The organism is Bartonella sp. PS7NMGDW (genome assembly GCF_042193585.1).
Lineage (GTDB): Bacteria > Pseudomonadota > Alphaproteobacteria > Rhizobiales > Rhizobiaceae > Bartonella > Bartonella grahamii.
The window spans coordinates 99,087-117,086 of record NZ_JBHILX010000009.1 but is presented as its reverse complement, the minus strand read 5'-3'; the positions used below and the strand labels follow the sequence as shown (position 1 = coordinate 117,086).

12 protein-coding genes and 1 tRNA gene are annotated in these 18,000 nt (G+C 35.0%); 5 read left to right on the top strand and 8 right to left on the bottom strand.

Going from position 1 to position 18,000, the window contains the following annotated elements; all coding sequences use genetic code 11:
* Positions 1-107 precede the first annotated feature (107 nt).
* A tRNA-Gln gene (locus ACFIKJ_RS06630) sits at positions 108-182 on the bottom strand.
* Between the two features lie 871 nt (positions 183-1,053).
* On the opposite strand from ACFIKJ_RS06630, the gene ACFIKJ_RS06625 reads away from it, so the two are divergent.
* Positions 1,054-1,656, top strand: coding sequence for a superoxide dismutase (locus ACFIKJ_RS06625; RefSeq protein ID WP_375625105.1), 603 nt, complete (start codon positions 1,054-1,056; stop codon positions 1,654-1,656).
* Positions 1,657-1,738: 82 nt separating this feature from the next.
* On the opposite strand, the gene ACFIKJ_RS06620 is transcribed toward ACFIKJ_RS06625, so the two are convergent.
* Positions 1,739-3,832: a S9 family peptidase gene (locus tag ACFIKJ_RS06620; RefSeq protein ID WP_375648835.1), complete on the bottom strand. Its 2,094-nt coding sequence runs from the start codon at positions 3,830-3,832 to the stop codon at positions 1,739-1,741.
* Between the two features lie 855 nt (positions 3,833-4,687).
* Here ACFIKJ_RS06620 and ACFIKJ_RS06615 point away from each other — a divergent pair.
* The gene (locus ACFIKJ_RS06615; protein ID WP_012754848.1) at positions 4,688-5,125 is read left to right on the top strand and encodes a MucR family transcriptional regulator; all 438 of its coding nucleotides are present in this window, start codon (positions 4,688-4,690) and stop codon (positions 5,123-5,125) included.
* Between the two features lie 99 nt (positions 5,126-5,224).
* Here the strand turns inward: ACFIKJ_RS06615 and ACFIKJ_RS06610 are convergent, their stop codons facing one another.
* Positions 5,225-5,635 (bottom strand): SufE family protein, encoded by a 411-nt coding sequence (locus ACFIKJ_RS06610; RefSeq protein WP_273724544.1) that lies wholly within the window; start codon positions 5,633-5,635, stop codon positions 5,225-5,227.
* Between the two features lie 166 nt (positions 5,636-5,801).
* Positions 5,802-6,119, bottom strand: a complete 318-nt coding sequence (locus ACFIKJ_RS06605) for a DUF5330 domain-containing protein (RefSeq protein WP_375625729.1) — start codon at positions 6,117-6,119, stop codon at positions 5,802-5,804.
* A gap of 1,134 nt (positions 6,120-7,253) precedes the next feature.
* Here ACFIKJ_RS06605 and ACFIKJ_RS06600 point away from each other — a divergent pair.
* Positions 7,254-8,078: a peptidoglycan-binding protein gene (locus tag ACFIKJ_RS06600; protein WP_375625190.1), complete on the top strand. Its 825-nt coding sequence runs from the start codon at positions 7,254-7,256 to the stop codon at positions 8,076-8,078.
* A gap of 1,705 nt (positions 8,079-9,783) precedes the next feature.
* Here ACFIKJ_RS06600 and ppdK read toward each other — a convergent pair.
* From ppdK to ACFIKJ_RS06585, 3 genes are all read right to left on the bottom strand, one after another.
* The gene (gene ppdK / locus ACFIKJ_RS06595; protein WP_375648092.1) at positions 9,784-12,459 is read right to left on the bottom strand and encodes a pyruvate, phosphate dikinase; all 2,676 of its coding nucleotides are present in this window, start codon (positions 12,457-12,459) and stop codon (positions 9,784-9,786) included.
* Positions 12,460-12,637: 178 nt separating this feature from the next.
* Positions 12,638-13,294: a DsbA family protein gene (locus ACFIKJ_RS06590; protein ID WP_375625108.1), complete on the bottom strand. Its 657-nt coding sequence runs from the start codon at positions 13,292-13,294 to the stop codon at positions 12,638-12,640.
* An 82-nt stretch (positions 13,295-13,376) separates the two neighbouring features.
* Complete coding sequence (locus ACFIKJ_RS06585; protein WP_375625109.1) at positions 13,377-13,877, bottom strand: DUF721 domain-containing protein; 501 nt, start codon at positions 13,875-13,877, stop codon at positions 13,377-13,379.
* A 142-nt stretch (positions 13,878-14,019) separates the two neighbouring features.
* Between ACFIKJ_RS06585 and mutY the strand changes: the two genes are divergently transcribed.
* Positions 14,020-15,078, top strand: a complete 1,059-nt coding sequence (mutY, locus tag ACFIKJ_RS06580; protein WP_375653216.1) for an A/G-specific adenine glycosylase — start codon at positions 14,020-14,022, stop codon at positions 15,076-15,078.
* Between the two features lie 752 nt (positions 15,079-15,830).
* Here mutY and ACFIKJ_RS06575 read toward each other — a convergent pair.
* Complete coding sequence (locus tag ACFIKJ_RS06575; RefSeq protein ID WP_375625970.1) at positions 15,831-16,919, bottom strand: site-specific DNA-methyltransferase; 1,089 nt, start codon at positions 16,917-16,919, stop codon at positions 15,831-15,833.
* Between the two features lie 371 nt (positions 16,920-17,290).
* On the opposite strand from ACFIKJ_RS06575, the gene ACFIKJ_RS06570 reads away from it, so the two are divergent.
* Positions 17,291-17,986 carry an HAD family hydrolase gene (locus ACFIKJ_RS06570; protein ID WP_375625723.1) on the top strand — a complete coding sequence of 232 codons (696 nt, stop codon included), beginning with the start codon at positions 17,291-17,293 and terminating at the stop codon, positions 17,984-17,986.
* The last annotated feature ends 14 nt before the right edge of the window (positions 17,987-18,000 follow it).

Genomic DNA, 18,000 nt, shown 5'->3' with positions numbered 1-18,000 from the left:
CAAATGGGTATTTTTCAGCTTACCAGACTTGCTATGAATAGCAACAGACGGTTAAGGGGATTGATCCACTCTCAAGCCGAAATTTGATTAACTAATTTTACTAGAATTGGCTGGGGTACCTGGATTCGAACCAGGGAATGCCGGTACCAAAAACCGGTGCCTTACCGCTTGGCTATACCCCAAAAAAACATGCTTTATAGCAACTCTTGCACCTTATAGCGATTCCTGTGATTGGACGCAATATCTGAAAATCAAAGACCTTACTTTTTTATCATAAAGTGCCTGAGTCTTGTATGGCATTGCATCAATACAAATTCGTAGCAGAAACTGATATACGGTTGTGCTTTTAACACAAATAGAAACCATTTATCCACCAATTATTTTGCTCTTTGTATTGATGTCCTAGGAACAGAAAATGAAAATCTTGTAGTTTACTCATGTATCTAATAAATTAGCATATGATTTGCTTTTCTTGATATATTCAAATCTCATCTTGCTTCATTAAGATAAAAGCTGTCACCATTGGGGACCGGTAAAGTATGTGATAGTGCTGCTGTGCTCTTTTATTAAGCGTAAAGATGGTAATGTCCACTGGCTTTTACATTATATTATTCATGGGTAGCGCCATAAAATGAAATCAAGCACATTGAAAAATATCTCCTAAAAAATAACACTTAATATTCTGTTGAAAACACTATGATACACCTATAGGTTAGAAGAGTTTTGCAAAAATTAAAAACATTTTATATGGTATTTGAAAAAATATAGATACAAAAACAAGGAATAATAGCTATTTCCATTTACTTTTTATTCAAAAGATAATGATATTTATTACCCATTCATAGATGTAAAAAATCTTCAGAAGCAATCTTTATATAGACCGAGGACCTTTTGATTAATGAGCATGCATTTCCTAAAAGCTTCTTTTACAAAAAGAGAGACATTAAAACTAATTTCATACAAATAGGTATTCAACATTTGCTTTTAAATTCGGTAAATGGCAAATTAGGCTTATGAAGTAAGCTTAACAATTAGAATCGAGGAGATTTTTAAATGGCTTTTGAATTGCCCCCGTTGCCTTATGATTACGATGCCCTTTCACCTTATATGTCACGCGAAACGCTTGAATATCATCATGATAAGCATCACCTCGCTTATCTTAACAACACCAATAATTTTGTGAAAGAGTTAGGCTTAGAAAATGAAAGCCTTGAAGATATTGTTAAAAAAAGTTTTGGAAAAAATATTGGTTTGTTTAATAATGCAGCACAGTATTACAATCATAACCACTTTTGGCTTTGGATGAAAAAAGATGGTGGTGGCCAAAAACTTCCTGAAAAGTTAGCAAAAGCTATTGACGCTGATCTAGGTGGTTACGACAAATTCCGCGCTGATTTTATTGCTGCTGCTAGTGCCCAATTTGGTTCTGGATGGGCGTGGGTTGCTGTTAAAGATGGCAAGCTTGAAATTATGAAAACGCCTAATGGCGAAAATCCCTTAATTCACAATGCTCGGCCTATTTTAGGTGTCGATGTGTGGGAACATTCCTATTACATTGATTACCGCAATACTCGACCGAAGTACCTCGAATCCTTTGTAGACCATTTAATTAATTGGGACTATGTTTTGAAACTTTATGAAGAATGTGAACTTTAAGCTATCTAGATAATTTTTTAGTGTATGAAAGTCCCTATAAACCAATAAATTATGAGGGACTTTCAAACAAAGATATTATGGATTAGCAACAGTCTTTCCCTGTTATCTTTAGAATATATGCATAGATATAGGCAATTTCTTCTAGCTTTGAAAAACGTCCAGCTGCACCAGCGTGCCCTGAATCCATATTAATACGTAATAAAATTGCATTATCGTCTGTTTTTAAGTCTCGTAATTTTGCCACCCATTTTGCAGGCTCCCAGTAAGTTACACGAGGATCTGTTAATCCTGCCATCACAAGTATAGGGGGATAGTTTTGAGCTTTGACATTATCGTAGGGCGAATAGGAAGCAATAAGCTTATAATCTTCTTCTGATTCAAGAGGATTCCCCCATTCGGCCCATTCTGGAGGTGTGAGTGGCAATGAAGCATCTAACATTGTCGCTAAGACATCAACAAAAGGCACATTCGCTACGATTCCAGCAAAATCCTGTGGAGCTATATTGGCAATGGCTCCCATCAACATGCCCCCTGCTGAACCACCATGAGCAATAAGCCGGTCGTGAGAAGTGAATTTATTGTTTACGAGGTAACGCCCACAAGCAATAAAATCTGTAAATGTATTGTGCTTAAAGAGATGTTTTCCTTTCTCATACCATTCTACTCCCTTTTCTTTTCCTCCGCGAATATGAGCAATCGCGTAAATAAAACCTCTGTTTACTAGAGAAAGTATATTACTATTGAAACTGGCAGGAATAGAGATCCCATAAGCACCATAACCGTAAAGCAGACAAGGCGCACCACCATCAAGAGGAGTGTTTTTGTGATAAAAAAGTGAAATAGGAATCTTCTCACCATCGTCTGCTATTGCTGTAATACGTCGTGTTACATATGCATCTTTATTATGCCCAGAGGGAATTATTTGCGTTTTTAAAAGCATTCGTTTACGACTTTTCATCTCATAATCAAACACTTGATCAGGTGTTGTCATAGACGAATAGGAAAAACGAATAGTTGGACTGTTATATTCTGCAACCCCTTGTAGACCTAAAGAATAAGCCTCTTCAGTAAAAGCAATGGAATTAACTTGTTTAGTGGTACGTTCCATTACCTTTATACGTGGAAGCCCCTCAAACCGTTCGATCCAGACAAGAAAATCTTGATAAGCATCATGGGATAAGATTAGGCACCCAAGCTGATGTGGGACAAACTCAGACCAATTTTCTGATTGTGGGGATGTATATGGCGCTACCATAATTTTGAAATCTTTTGCATTATCTAGATTGGTCAGAATATAGAAGACATCACCACCTGCTGTAAGTGAATATTCAATACCTTTTTGTCGTTTCCGTACACATTGGGGATTAGTAAAAGGCGCCTCAGCAGGAATCAACCAGATCTCTGATGTTTCATGATCATGAATATTAATATAAATAATATCGTTAAGCTTAGAGCCGCTTACATCTAAGAAAAAACTTGGATTGTCTTCGCGAAAAATAAGCTTATCTTGTGATTGATCAGTGTTTAATCGGTGATAATAGAGCTCTGAAGGTCGGTGATTTTTATCCATTTTAGTATAGAAAAAACCTTCAGATTTAGCATCCCATACAATTTGACCAGATGTATCAGTAATTGTGTCCATACAGTCAGACAATGTCTCAAAATTACGAATTTTAGCTGTATAGAATTCTGATCCTTTGTCATCATAGGTCCATACCACATGTATATGGTCAGGAGATTCTTGAACTGAACCAAATTTGAAATATTCTTTGCCTTCTGCCAAGACATCACCATTAAGGTACACGTTTTTTTCTCCGCCATTCCTTGGTGTCCGAAAATAATGTGGTTGTTGGCCTCCGGTAACATAAGAGAATCCGTAAGCAAAAGGACCATGTTTTATAGGAACAGAACTATCATTCTCGTGGATCCTGTTTTTCATTTCGGTAAAAAGCAAATCTCGTAATGGTTTTGTATCAGCCATTTGAGCTGATTGATAAGCATTTTCTTTTTCAAGATAATGTCGAATATTTGGATCAAGACAGTTAGGATCTTTAAAAACATCTTGCCAGTTAGACGCACGTAACCAATGATAGGGATCATCACGAAAAATACCATGATATATTTCCTTATGAGTGATTCTAGATGCTTTGGGAGGAATTGCAAAAGTGCGGGTCATACACAATCCTATATTAAAATATGTTAACAGCTTCGTTTATATGTTAGAATCACAATTATTGATGCAAGTGTAAAAATCTATAAGTTCTATTCACTTGTAAAAATAGCGCCATGATAATTTTTAAAACTAATATCTTTCTGTCCATTACATATCACAGCTATTGTTTTCTAGGGATATAATACCATTTTTATAACGAAAGTGACTGGTAAGACAATTAAACTATGAGAAAAAGAATTGATTTTTTTTGAAACAGTATAATCTTATAACTTTATAGAAAGCAATAAGTATATTTAAAGTGTTTTCGTTTGTGTATAAAACATAAAAATATTATATGTCGTTTTAATGAATAGTTTTATATTATAAGTAATTCCACTGTGTCTTATTTATAATATAGATTGTTATTTATTATTAAATTTAATAAGTATAAATAATAAAAATAAATTTAAAGTTTATTAAAAATAAAATTACTCAATTATAAATATTCAAAATAAAAAATACTAATTTATATATTATATTTTTATAATTAGTAATTTTATTTTTACATTATCAAAAAAAATAAATAAATTTTATCCTATATTTTTTTATATTTGTAATGTATTGTATATTATGTATGATATGTTATAGGGTAAAAATATATTTTAGCATGTAATAATTTCGTTTTTCTTATTTTATATTATGACAAAAAAGAGGTATTTATTTGATTTTTTTGTGTTTTGGCAATTTTATAGAATAATTGAATTGACAAAAAAGATTTTTGTACAATATGAAACTCTTGTGCATGAGATCTTTATATCATGAGTATATGCACTATATCTCGATTTTGAATTACTCAATTTTAAATTAAAGGAAACAAGAATGGAACATCGTGCAGTCTTAGAGACTGAAAGCAATTTAGTTATTACATTGGTTGCTGATATTGTTGCTGCCTACGTGAGTAATAATTCTATTCGACCGACTGAAGTGCCAAGTTTAATTGCTGATGTCCATGCTGCTTTTCGTAAAGCAGGAAATCTAGAGTTAACAGAAGTCGAAGTTGAAAAACAAAGGCCTGCCGTTAATCCAAAGCGTTCAGTATTTCCTGATTATCTCATTTGCCTTGAAGATGGAAAGAAATTTAAATCTCTAAAGCGTCATCTCATGACACATTATGGAATGTTGCCAGAGGAATATCGTGAAAAATGGCAGTTAGATAGTTCTTATCCTATGGTGGCGCCTAATTATGCAAAAACACGATCAGCTTTGGCCAAAGAAATGGGTCTTGGACGCAAAAGTAAACGGAAAAAAACTAAATAATCTTATTTTGCGAAAATAATGGTTTTGTGTATAAATTTGATTTTAGTATACATGTTTTGTGTGAAGCTTTTGTATATATAATAATTTCTACCAAGGGGATTATATATAGCTTTCGTTACGAATCCGTTTAATCATTGATTTCAGACCATTTGATCGTTGTGGTGTAAGATTTTCATTTAAACCAAGTTTTTCAAAGAGCTCTTGAGCATCAGAATTGCGAATTTCAGAAGCTTTTTTGCCTGAATAAAAAGCAAGAAGTATGTAAATAAGTCCACGCACAATATGAGCATCGGAATCACCTTGAAACGTCAATATTGGATCTTCTGAGTTATTACGTGAAGATAAAAGCCACACTTGGCTAACACAACCAGGAACTTTGTGAGCATCGTTTCTAGCGCTTTCCGGAAAAGGTGGCAATTCATGACCAAGCTCAATGACATAACGATAACGATCTTCCCAATTATCCAAAAGCGAAAAGTTCTCTATGATATTACCGATTGTTTCCGCCATTATTTTAGTCCTGTTTCGTTTGAATAATCATTCTTAAATACACTTATAAAAAATAAATATTTATTCTTCCTAACATAAATAACACAAAGAACGTTAAAAATCCTTATTTCAAGATAACATTGTATGGCTTTATAAGAACTCTTGTATTGCGATTTTGCAAGAAACATTAGGGGAAATCTCTGATATTATTGTTGTTCCCTAATATGTTGCCTAAATATTCATAAGCAGCTCTCGCACCGTAATATGCGCGTTCACCAAGTGAACTTAAAAATGATTTTCCTACTTTGCAGGTTTCTATATTACGGTCACAAAATGCTCCTAAGTCATTTAAAGCTTTCTTAAAAGCAATAATCACATCGCTCGTTGTTGTCTCATTATTTTTGGGGCTAGAAGAATGGTTACTGTTTGGATCTGCTACAAAAAATGAAATAATGACAAAAATAAAAAATAAAAAAAATGATAATTTGATTAAAAAACGTATCATGGGCAATCAATGTACCGCAGTGGTAAATACAATAAAAGAAGCATTTTATACACTGTTTCTTTATAAACAATTTATAAAATTTGTTTTTTATAAAATTGAGTATTCATTTATTGGATCTATATCATTGGCTTTTTTATAAATATGGCACAATGCCGCTGTATAAAATGGGATACATTGTCTATTCAGTAAAAATTTAACATCCCAATTATACACTTACAGGCTGATCATATTAATGAACATACCATGATAAAAAGTGAGAGATATAACCATGATCGTGCATAAGAGTTAAGAAATGTACCCCCCACATTTATAACCTTTTATTCCACAAGAAAGTGTAGCAATGAGATAAGGATTAAACACAGAGTCCAATTTCTTTTCCATATTGTGTACATACTTATTTTAAATAATAGTTCATCATCTTAGCTTAGTTGAAAAGGCTAAAAAGAGTCAGACTCTGTTATTCTGACTCTAGTAGTGATAAAATATTTATATTATCTATAAAACTTTTACTAGAACATCACCAACATGATCAATATGTCGATCAAAAGATCAAACAATACCTTCATCTCTTATAACTCCATCTCAATATCTCAAGACAAGTTTTTCTATAACATTGTAAACATCAATTTAATTGATACAAAAGTAGCTCCACTAAAATATAATAACCTTAAGAGACCAGTATTCTCACCAAACCGTTTACAGAAAAGTAACCCTATATATGTAAATTGTAAAGAATATAATGACTCTTATCTTTTTAACGTTATAGAAAAATAGTCTCTAACTTGTTTTTAAATGATAGGCAAACACCTGCGCCAAAAATGAAGAATAACGTGATATTATTATTGAGATGATTATATGTGATAATGCAGTTTGCAAACACTAAAATGCTCTTGAACGTTAATCATTCGATGTTCTCTTTATACATATTGAAAGATTTGTAAAATCTGAAATTAATGAAAATTGATAAGAGCTCTTGTTGATTGATCAACTTATACATTGATAGAATGAAGCTGCTTATTCTAGGAGTTTGAAAGGAAAAAACAATAATGTAAATGCATTTCTCTCTAGCGAAAAGTAAGAACTAATTTGCATTCGTTTCTTTGTGAAACATAAACGCAACTGAAAATAAAAATGATGACAAAAAAACGAAAGACGACCCGAAAAAAAACTGTAAAACACCGTAAATACTCTAGTAGTATTGTTATAACACTTCTTCTTATAATTTTTCATTTTATTTTTTGGATAGCAAAAACTCTTTATTTCTATACACGAAAAAATACTTTATTTTTTGTTGGATCTCTTCTTTTTAGCATTAGTTTTTTATTTATTTCATTTAATGCTTTATTTTCGCAAATGACAACGCATCAAAATATTTTAACTCAAATGAAATTTTCCTCCGTTCAAAGTATAGGAAAGAGCTCTACTTTATTGGAAAAAGAAGCAAAATCACAAGAACTCTCTCGTGTAACTTCTCTACATTCTCCAAGTCATCACCATACAAATTCACCTTTACCTCCTCAATCAGCAAGCATGCTGGAAAAGCAAAAAGAACTAGCAAAATTAGGACTTTATGATGGACCTTTAGATGGACTGGAAGGACCTAAAACACGCCGTGCCATCACTTTATGGAAACAACAAGCTGCTCAGAGAATGCAAAAGAATGTTCTATCTAATCCCGCAACAGATGAAATTGCGATATTAATTAAGCAGAGCGAAATAGAAACAAAAAATATGACGCACTTAAAAGAAGCTATTTCAGAGCCTTCTGTCGAAGATATTATACAAGTGCAAAAAGCTTTACATATTTTTGGGAATGAAGAGGTTATTGTCACAGGAATAGAAGATCAAAAGACGATAGAAGCCTTAAAACAATTTCAAAAAATGTTTGATCTTCCTGTAACAGGTAAAATTAATCACACAATTTTAATGAAAATGCGTGAAATTGGTTTATTAAATTGAAGCTAATCATCTATACTATAAAAATAATCTCTTAATTTATAATGATAATTCATCTTTCGCTTGTTTAATGCCCTCAAACATTCCTTCATCTCAAGCCCTCTTATATTCAATCGATCAGAATGGTTTTCTTACACATTACATATTGAGCCATACAACTTGCTGTAAGAAAACCACAACCGATTGCAGAAAAAAGAAATATTGCAAAATAGCAAACGCGGTCGTTCTAGAATTTTTATTGCTTCTGATGATAAAAGGACACGAAATTTTTGTAGTATCACGTAAACCTTTCATATTATCGAGCCACTAATTGTCCATATCTTATCGTCAATTTGATCTTTATAAATATGATGCAAAGAATTTGTGCAAACATCTGTAAGGATAAGTAGACGTAAAGCTAGTTGTATTATGGTTGTTGTTTCGCAAAGTGTCTGATAAAAAATCGGCAATTCTCTCCAATCTATTGCTGGAAAGTTTTGTGTTTTATGACGTTGTTTTCTAAGAGAACGTGTGCTTTTGGTGTCGCCTATAAATTAACATCTAAACCTAACGCAGCAGCATGTTTGAAGCAAATGTTAAGACAGTTTAGTACTTTCTCAACTGCTATAGCTTTTGTATGCCAAATAGGAGGCAAGGGCATTACGTATCTCTGTTTGTATACTCTCTGAAACAGAGAGACAGTCTAATTTGGGAAGAATATGAAATTTTAAGGGTAGAAACCAATTTTCATCTTTGCCATTTCCTTTTAATTCAGCTTTACGACTTTCAAAGACATCTAAAGCAATGTCTTTAAAATAATGGAGATTACCTATTGCCTCATGCTTTTTTTAGCTCGTATCTTTTTGGGCCCACGCCTCCTCACGTAAAACAAAATGTCCTAAACGGAATATATGTGGATTGCCATTCACGGGCTTTCTTAAAAAAACATTTCTAAAGCACCCAAGCCCATTTCGCAACAACGGCCCGTGAATAATAATAGCAACCCCACTTGTGCGCTATCATCTTTATGCTTGTGACGAAGCAAGCCGGGCACCATTACAACACTATACCTACCTTCAATTTGTGACAGCTCTTGACACTTGAGATGATTCATAAGAAGCATATCCTTGCTTTATTTTTATTCACAGACGCTAATTCCGCCTGTAACATGCAAAAAACATGGTTTTGATTGATTCATTATAAAAGAAGTTGAAATGATAAATTATCATTATAAATCAACATATTGTATAACTTTGATATTCCTTCATAAATGTAAAGATGGTAGTGCATAGTAGAGTTTATATACTTTGGGAAGATTTTTATAAACTTACGGGAAATTTTACACAATCCCCATTCCACGAATGTCAATGTGAAATGGGGCATCCACTGAGAAATGTCTATCTCAAACAGCATGATGTGCAAAAAAATGCATTTGTTTGGAGCATTCTATTTTGCGTGAGGAATTCATTCCCCTATAAAAAAGCAAACGTGTAAATTGACTGCACAATAACACATTTCTCTCTATCAAGAGGTTCGTCAATAGAAAGTGTATTAATAATACATCTTTGTCTATCCTGCTTCATATTTTCTCTCATAAACTTCTCAAAAAAACACTTTCTCGTGTAACATAACTTATCGTGCATTTTAGAAGCACTTTATTTCCTTTATTAAAGAAAATAAAAGAATATATAAAAATTTATTTTAGTAATAACTATACAACAAAAAAATATTAACCCATTATACCCTTTTTTGCTATTGCGGCTTGAGCTGCTGCTAAACGAGCAATTGGTACTCGAAAAGGAGAACACGAAACATAATCTAGGTTATTTTCTTCACATAAAGCAATAGAGGCAGGATCGCCTCCATGTTCACCGCAAATTCCCAATTTTATTTTTGCACGCTTTGATCGTCCACGCTGTGCAGCAATGGTAATAAGTTCTCCTACTCCATCACGGTCAATAGACACGAAAGGATCTTGCTCTAAAAGACCTTTTTGAAAATAGGTTGCCAAAAAAGGAGCAGCATCATCACGGGAAATCCCAAAAGTAGTTTGTGTCAAATCGTTTGTTCCAAATGAAAAAAATTCAGCAGTTTCAGCAATTTCATCTGCTCGAAGCGCCGCCCTTGGAAGCTCAATCATCGTCCCAACCATATATTGAATAGTGCTTCCCTTTTCTTTCATCACTTCCTCAGCAACCTGATCAATACGCGCTTTTACAAAATCGAGTTCAGATTTAAGCGCAACAAGTGGCACCATAATTTCAAGCATAACAGGAGATCCAGATTTTTGGGCAGCTTCTGCTGCTGCTTCAAAAATCGCCCGCGCTTGCATTTCTGCAATTTCAGGATAAGTAATAGCTAAACGGCATCCACGTAATCCAAGCATAGGATTAAATTCGTGCAACTGCTGAGCGCGTTCAGCAAGAACTTCAGCAGAAACACCCATAGCTGTTGCAACATCAAGAATTTCTGCTTTCGTTTTAGGTAAAAATTCATGTAATGGTGGATCTAGCAAGCGGATAGTAACAGGTAAACCACACATAATTTCAAATAATTCAATAAAATCTGAACGCTGCATTGGCAAAAGCTTATCTAGTGCTTTACGACGACCATTTTCATCATGGCTTAAAATCATTTCACGCATGGCCACGATACGTTCATCAGAAAAAAACATATGCTCCGTACGGCAAAGACCTATACCCTCAGCCCCAAAAGAGCGCCCCATACGGGCATCAGATGGTGTATCAGCATTAGCGCGAACTCTTATACGTCGCATCCCATCAGCCCATTCCATTAATTTTGCAAAGTCTCCGCAAAGCTGAGGCTGCAACATTGCAACTTTCCCTTTGAAAATTTCTCCACTTCCACCATCAATTGTGATAACATCACCTTTTTTAAAGCTTTCTCCTGAAGCAAACAGCGTATTTGTGTTATAATCAATCCGCACACTGCCAGCACCAGAAATACATGGTTTTCCCATCCCCCGCGCAACAACAGCAGCGTGACTTGTCATACCGCCACGCGTTGTTAAAATTCCTTCCGCAGCATGCATACCATGAATATCTTCTGGGCTTGTTTCTATACGGACCAAAATAACTTTGCGACCTTCTGCCGACACAGTTTCTGCCTCTTCTGAAGTAAAAACAATTTCACCAGTTGCTGCTCCAGGAGAAGCAGGTAAACCACGTCCTATAACAAAACGTTCTGCTTTGGGATCAAGTGTTGGATGCAAAAGTTGGTCAAGCGACTTTGCATCAATACGCATCACAGCCTCTTCACGGTTTATTAACCCCTCCTCAACCATTTCAATTGCTATCTTGAGAGCCGCACGAGCCGTGCGTTTTCCTGAACGAGTCTGAAGCATCCATAATTTACCTTTTTCAATGGTAAATTCGAGATCTTGCATATCCCGATAATGCTGCTCAAGCTTCTGCGCTATCTGACATAATTTCAAAAAAGCCTCAGGCATAATTTTTTCTAATGACGGCCTATTTGAGCCAGCAACAATACGCGCATTTTCTGTAATATTTTGAGGCGTTCGAATGCCCGCCACAACATCTTCCCCTTGCGCATTAACTAAAAATTCACCATAAAGCTCTTTTTTCCCTGTTGATGGATTGCGTGTAAAAGCAACACCTGTTGCCGAATCTTCACCCATGTTGCCAAAAACCATAGCTTGCACATTAACTGCCGTTCCCCAACTTTCAGGAATATTATGTAAACGGCGATAGGTAACTGCACGTGCTGTCATCCAACTTGAAAAAACGGCTCCAATTGCTCCCCATAACTGCTGTTCAGGATTTTGTGGAAAAGGTTTTCCTAATTTTTCTTCAACATATGCTTTATAAGAAGTAATAATGTTCTTCCAATCATCTGCTGTCATTTCTGTATCAATAGTGTAACCATTGCGTACTTTTGCTTCATCAAGAATTTCTTCAAAATACGAATGATCTAACCCCAAAACAACGTTAGAATACATTTGGATAAAACGCCGATAACTATCATAAGCAAAACGTTCATTATTAGCTTGTAAAGCAATGGCTTTTACAGTCTCATCATTCATGCCAAGGTTAAGCACTGTATCCATCATCCCTGGCATAGAAGCCCTAGCTCCTGAACGAACAGAAAGCAAAAGTGGCTTTTGCTCACTTCCAAATTCACGTCCTGTTTGTTCACCAACGCGTTTTAGTGCTTTCTTAACAGATTCCTGTAGCTCTTCTGGATATGATTTGTCATGGGCATAATAAAAATTACAAACTTCTGTTGTCAGCGTAAATCCGGGTGGTACGGGTAAACCAAGATTACTCATTTCTGCCAAATTAGCCCCTTTACCTCCGAGAAGGTTACGCTCACTTGCACTTCCTTCTGCCTTTCCATCTCCAAAACTATAAACCCATTTTTTCACTGTACAAATCCTCCCATATCAGCATCAAAACATCATTCAACCTAGGCTCACTTAAAAGCAATGATTTGATTCAAAATCGGCTTAACAAAAAATATTGCTTCATAAATGCATACTATTAATCCTTCCAAAAGCGATAATGACAAAAAGTATCACTATCCATCTTCTGGAAGATTAAGATTCATTTTTTAAGAAAACTATCAATCACCGAAAAAAAGTCTTCTACTTTCATGGCACCTTCATATTTACTACCATTAATAAAGAAAGTAGGCGTTGCTGTAACACCAAGCTCTTTACCACGCTCAAAGGATGCATTCACTTCATCTAAAATGGCTTGATTTTTCAAACATGCAGTAAAACTTTCATCTGTAAAACCAGCCATTAAGCCAATTTTTTTCAATGGTGTTAGAGCATCTTTTCCGAAAGCCCATTCATTTTGTTTTTGAAATAAAACTTCTATCAAAGGAAAATAGCGATCTTCTGGTGCACACCGTGCCAACATAAAACCTGCTGTTGCCCGAGGATCAAAAGCATAATCGCGGAAAATCAGTTTTACTTTTCCTGTTTTGATATATTTTTTACGAATTTGAGGAAGTATATCATTATAAAAATGCGCACAATGGGCACATGTCAACGAAGCATACTCAACAATGATGACCGGTGCATCCGCCTCTCCCTCAAAGCGATCCTTTACTTTATCCGATTGGAGAAGCTCTTCCATATCAACAGTTGCCACTGGTTTTGGATCACGCGCTAAAGCAACTGTTACACTGTTTTGTACAATCGTTATGAAGAGAAAAATTATCCCGAAAGATAAAAAAGAACGATATTTTACCATAAATAATACTTTTCTGTTGTTATTAACGAATAAGAATCCAATGCTTTCTCATATATTAAAGAAAAATATATAAAATATCTTTCTATTTATTATTTTTTTCCAAGAAAATGCAACAGCCAAGTTTATAAAGTGATTGGCGCAAGCTTTTATCTTCAATTCCTTCAAGCATTTCTCCCACGCATTTTTTGTCTTGTTCACTCAAAGATGATTTTAGAGGCAAGTGATTCATAAAAACCGACATACTCCTTTGCTCAATCTTGATGCGATCAATAGCAATATAGCCAAAAAATCCGTTAATTCTATGAAGTAACTCCTCTGTTTCATGCATCAATTTTAACGCAGCAAATCCTTCACATGCGACAACAAGTGTTGCTGGCTGAAAAACATCATCTTGATCTGCACGACGTTTCCAAATAATTTTAAGCGGCATTGTATGTTCACTGATATCATAGCCCGCAATTTGTGGCCAATGTTCTATAAGCGCTACATTAAGCCCTGTCCGTTTGCGTAAAACTGGATCAAGTATTTTGTATACCGTCTCAGAAAGAGAATAAAAGATATGTTTTTTAAGTTGTTTTCTCATTTTTAGATCATTGTTCAATCGCTTACTAAATTAAAATCATTTGTTTCATCTAAAAATTATTGCCTCCTCAATTTATGAAATATCAACAAAATAAATAATTTTTTCTTTTGCATTTTATATCTTCCTATGCTTGAAAACAATCATGTATGAAATTTCTTCGCACCTCCTTGCTTGGTACGATCAAAATCACAGACATCTCCCATGGCGGATTACCCCCGAAAAGCAAAAACAAGGTATCCGTCCTGATCCTTATCAAGTTTGGCTTTCTGAAATCATGCTTCAACAAACAACCGTTGAAACAGTTAAGCCTTATTTTAAAAAGTTTCTGAAACTATGGCCTGATCTTTCCTCTTTAGCAAAAGCCTCACAAGATGACATCATGAAAGCATGGGCTGGACTTGGTTATTATTCACGCGCACGTAATCTTAAAAAATGTGCGCAACAACTTGTTGAAAACTACGCAGGACAATTTCCACAATCTGTAAAAGAATTGCGAACTCTAGCCGGTATTGGAGATTATACTGCCGCAGCCATTGCTGCGATTGCTTTTAACCACCCTGTAGCAGTGGTTGATGGTAATGTCGAACGTGTGGTAGCGCGCCTTTTTGCTATCACTTCAATATTACAAAAAGCAAAAGTTGAAATTAAAGAAAAAACACAAAAAATTACTGCTTTAAATCGTCCTGGTGACTTTGCTCAAGCAATGATGGATTTAGGAGCAACAATTTGTACTCCACGCAAACCATCTTGTTATATCTGCCCTCTTCAATGTTTATGTAAAGCAGCAAAGACGCAACAACCGGAATCTTTTCCAGTCAAAGCCCCTAAAAAAGAACGCCCTTTAAAAACAGGTATTGCTTTTGTGGTCCTTAATAAAAAGAGACAAATTTATTTGGAAAAACGACAGACGCAAAAGCTCCTTGGTGGAATGACCCAAATTCCTAACAATATTGGCTTAAACAACGAAAATGGGCTCCAAAACGCACCCTTTACTGCCAATTGGCAATTCAAAGGACAAATTACGCATGTTTTTACTCACTTTTCTCTAAAACTCGATGTTTACTATACTGAGGATGTTCATGAAATGAATTGTGAAAATGGTTGGTGGTGTAACATTCAACATCTTGCCGAAGAAGCACTACCTACTGTTATGAAAAAAGCCATTTCTGTAGCACTTCCCAATTCTTTCAGATTTAAATAACCTTCCCTATTCGTAAAAATGTTTTCTAACAGAGACTTTTGTATCTCTAGCAACCATTTCTTAATCTGTAAAAGAAAAATTTAAAAAAATGAAATAACCAATTTTTCCTACAGATAAGAATTAAGGAGGGATAGAAAAGCTTAGATTTAAATTTCAGGATCTATCCTTTTTTCGCTTATGAAGGAGCAAATCCGTACCATCATTATATTTACCAGTCCCCTAAAACAGCCCTTGGCACTTGAAACGGTTCATAAAAGGTACTTTTAATTTTTTCTTTAACAATTTTTATTCACACGCCAACTCCGCTGATGACATGTAAGCAAGTAAATTTCATTGATTCAATATGGAACATGTTTGAAATAAGAAAATTTGACGATATTCGGGGAAACTCAATGTGAGTAACGCTAAATTATCTTTATAAATAAATTACATCATACACACTTTACAGATGTACGTATTATCTCAAAAAAGCACTTAATTTTGAACTTCTGAATGAGCCTTTTAATTCTAGTCTTTCATTTTCATAAAATTATATTGAAATTTTACTGTTTTGGAACTCAAATTAGAACATAGAGTGAAAGTTTCTCATTTTAATTTCTTCTACAAGAAGCATAAAAATACTCGCTTGCCGCTTACAAGCGAGATTAGTGTGTCAATAAAAAACATCTAAGAAAGGCATAAAACGGCTCCACCTCCATCTCAATCAAGATCAGGTACATTGGTGATCAATAGAATGAAGCAATCAGCTTAGTTCATAAAACACCCGTTTTTAACATTTGTGAACGTATGATCATTCTTAAATGATCTATGGACTTCAAGCGTCCATTTTCCTCATAATACCAAAAAGTCCAACCATTACAACTCTGCGAATCTTGAGCCTTTCTTCCCATTGCGTGAATTGAACCCGCTTCACCACCATGCATAATCGTACCATCAGCTCTTACAATAGCAGATACTTGCTTCTTGCGATCATAAAGAACTTCTCCGGGATAGAGTAAACCTGCTTCAAGCAAACTGTTGAATGCTACGCGCGGTTCTGCTTTTTTTCTATCCAAAATCGCTAGTTCTGGTTGCGCTAAAGGTTTAACCGATGCAATTCTCTCACATGCTGCATCAATGTAATCTTGCTCGCGTTCAATCCCAACAAAATCACGCCCTAAAAGCTTGGCAACAGCACCTGTTGTTCCCGAACCAAAAAACGGATCAAGAATAACATCACCAGGTTTACTAGAAGCCATAATAATACGCGCTAATAACGCTTGCGGTTTTTGTGTTGGATGTAATTTACGCCCTGAATCATCCTTTAAACGTTCAGCTCCAGTGCAGAGAGGGAAAAGCCAATCTGAACGCATTTGTAGATCTTCATTTGCCGCTTTTAAGGCATCATAATTAAATGTGTACTTTTTATCTTTTTGATCTCGTACGGCCCAAATAAGCGTCTCATGAGCATTTTGAAAACGGCGTCCTCGAAAATTAGGCATCGGATTATTTTTGCGCCAAATAATATCATTAAGCATCCAAAAACCTAAATCTTGTAATGCCGTCCCAACTCGAAAAATATTATGGTAAGATCCGATAACCCAAAGTGTTCCGTTGGGCTTTAATACACGACGACAAGCAAGCAACCATGCACGGGTAAAAGCATCATAAGCAGCAAAACTCTCAAACTGATCCCATGCATCATCAACCGCATCAACAAGCGAATGATCTGGACGGTATAAAGCTCCGTCCAATTGCAAATTATAGGGTGGATCCGCAAAAATCATATCAATGGAATGTTTTGGAAGTTTTTCTAGAACAGAAACACAATCTCCTTTAAAAATTTTATTGCGCCATGGCATCTGTGAGGGGGTACGAAGAAAATCTTTTTGAAGCTGAATAACTGTCATGAAAAACCCAACAAAATTAACTGAATTTGCCCTATAATCAACCAAAATAGTTTATAGGCCCGCATTACCAATCCATATTTACAAAATAGCGTAAACGTATCGTTAAAATTATACAAAATTGATAATTGTTTTTGTTTTTTTAAGTAAAAAAACTTTCATATGAATGAAACCTTATTTTTCTTTTTTTCAATGTACTGTTCCCATATCTTTTATTTCGTAAAAGAATTAAGAATCATTTTCAAAGCAGATTTTTATGAAATAAGATCCTCTCAATATCGTTTTCATGAAAGTTGTCCATCTCATAACATGTAAAGGAATATCTTATGCCTCAGATAGATCTTATTATTTTTGATTGTGACGGAGTTCTCGTTGACTCTGAATATCTTGCAGCAAAAATTGGATCACAATTGCTCAAACAAACAGGATATGAAATATCACCCGAAGAATTAAGTGAGCGTTTTGCAGGGCTTATCTTTCGCGATATTCTTAAACACGTTGAACAGGAAACAGAAAAACCTATTTCTGCTCATCTCATAGATCAAATGACTAATATTTTTCGTACACAAATAAAAACTAAATTACGGGCTATTGATGATGTAAGAGAAGCAGTAGAAATTATTCAAACACGCTATCCCTACTGTATCTGCTCTAATGCAAAAAGCGTAGATATAAAAGAGATGCTCACCACGGTTGATCTCTATGACCTTTTTGAAGGTAAAATATTTTCAGCACCTGAAGTTGGAACAAAAAGAACGAAACCGGCCCCTGATATTTTCCTTTTTGCCGCACAACAATTACAGGCAGAGCCCCAAAACACTATCGTTATAGAAGATTCACTTCATGGTGTACACGCAGCCATAGCAGCAGGCATGCGTGTCATCGGCTTTACGGGAGGATCCCATAGCTATCTTGGTCACTCTAATGCACTTGCAGAAGCTGGCGCAGAAACAGTTATCGCAAAACATGCTCATTTAGGAGAAGTCTTAGAAGCAATGGCAGTATGGCGAGATCTATTATAAAAAATCTCTTGAAT

What these genes read in the sequence shown, in the direction of transcription:
- ACFIKJ_RS06605 (WP_375625729.1), bottom strand. Translation starts at nt 6,119, where the DNA reads ATGATACGTTTTTTAATCAAATTATCATTTTTTTTATTTTTTATTTTT.
- ACFIKJ_RS06600 (WP_375625190.1), top strand. Translation starts at nt 7,254, where the DNA reads ATGACAAAAAAACGAAAGACGACCCGAAAAAAAACTGTAAAACACCGT.
- ACFIKJ_RS06615 (WP_012754848.1), top strand. Translation starts at nt 4,688, where the DNA reads ATGGAACATCGTGCAGTCTTAGAGACTGAAAGCAATTTAGTTATTACA.
- ACFIKJ_RS06590 (WP_375625108.1), bottom strand. Translation starts at nt 13,294, where the DNA reads ATGGTAAAATATCGTTCTTTTTTATCTTTCGGGATAATTTTTCTCTTC.
- ACFIKJ_RS06620 (WP_375648835.1), bottom strand. Translation starts at nt 3,832, where the DNA reads ATGACCCGCACTTTTGCAATTCCTCCCAAAGCATCTAGAATCACTCAT.
- ACFIKJ_RS06575 (WP_375625970.1), bottom strand. Translation starts at nt 16,919, where the DNA reads ATGCCATGGCGCAATAAAATTTTTAAAGGAGATTGTGTTTCTGTTCTA.
- ACFIKJ_RS06570 (WP_375625723.1), top strand. Translation starts at nt 17,291, where the DNA reads ATGCCTCAGATAGATCTTATTATTTTTGATTGTGACGGAGTTCTCGTT.
- ACFIKJ_RS06625 (WP_375625105.1), top strand. Translation starts at nt 1,054, where the DNA reads ATGGCTTTTGAATTGCCCCCGTTGCCTTATGATTACGATGCCCTTTCA.
- ACFIKJ_RS06585 (WP_375625109.1), bottom strand. Translation starts at nt 13,877, where the DNA reads ATGAGAAAACAACTTAAAAAACATATCTTTTATTCTCTTTCTGAGACG.
- mutY (WP_375653216.1), top strand. Translation starts at nt 14,020, where the DNA reads ATGTATGAAATTTCTTCGCACCTCCTTGCTTGGTACGATCAAAATCAC.
- ACFIKJ_RS06610 (WP_273724544.1), bottom strand. Translation starts at nt 5,635, where the DNA reads ATGGCGGAAACAATCGGTAATATCATAGAGAACTTTTCGCTTTTGGAT.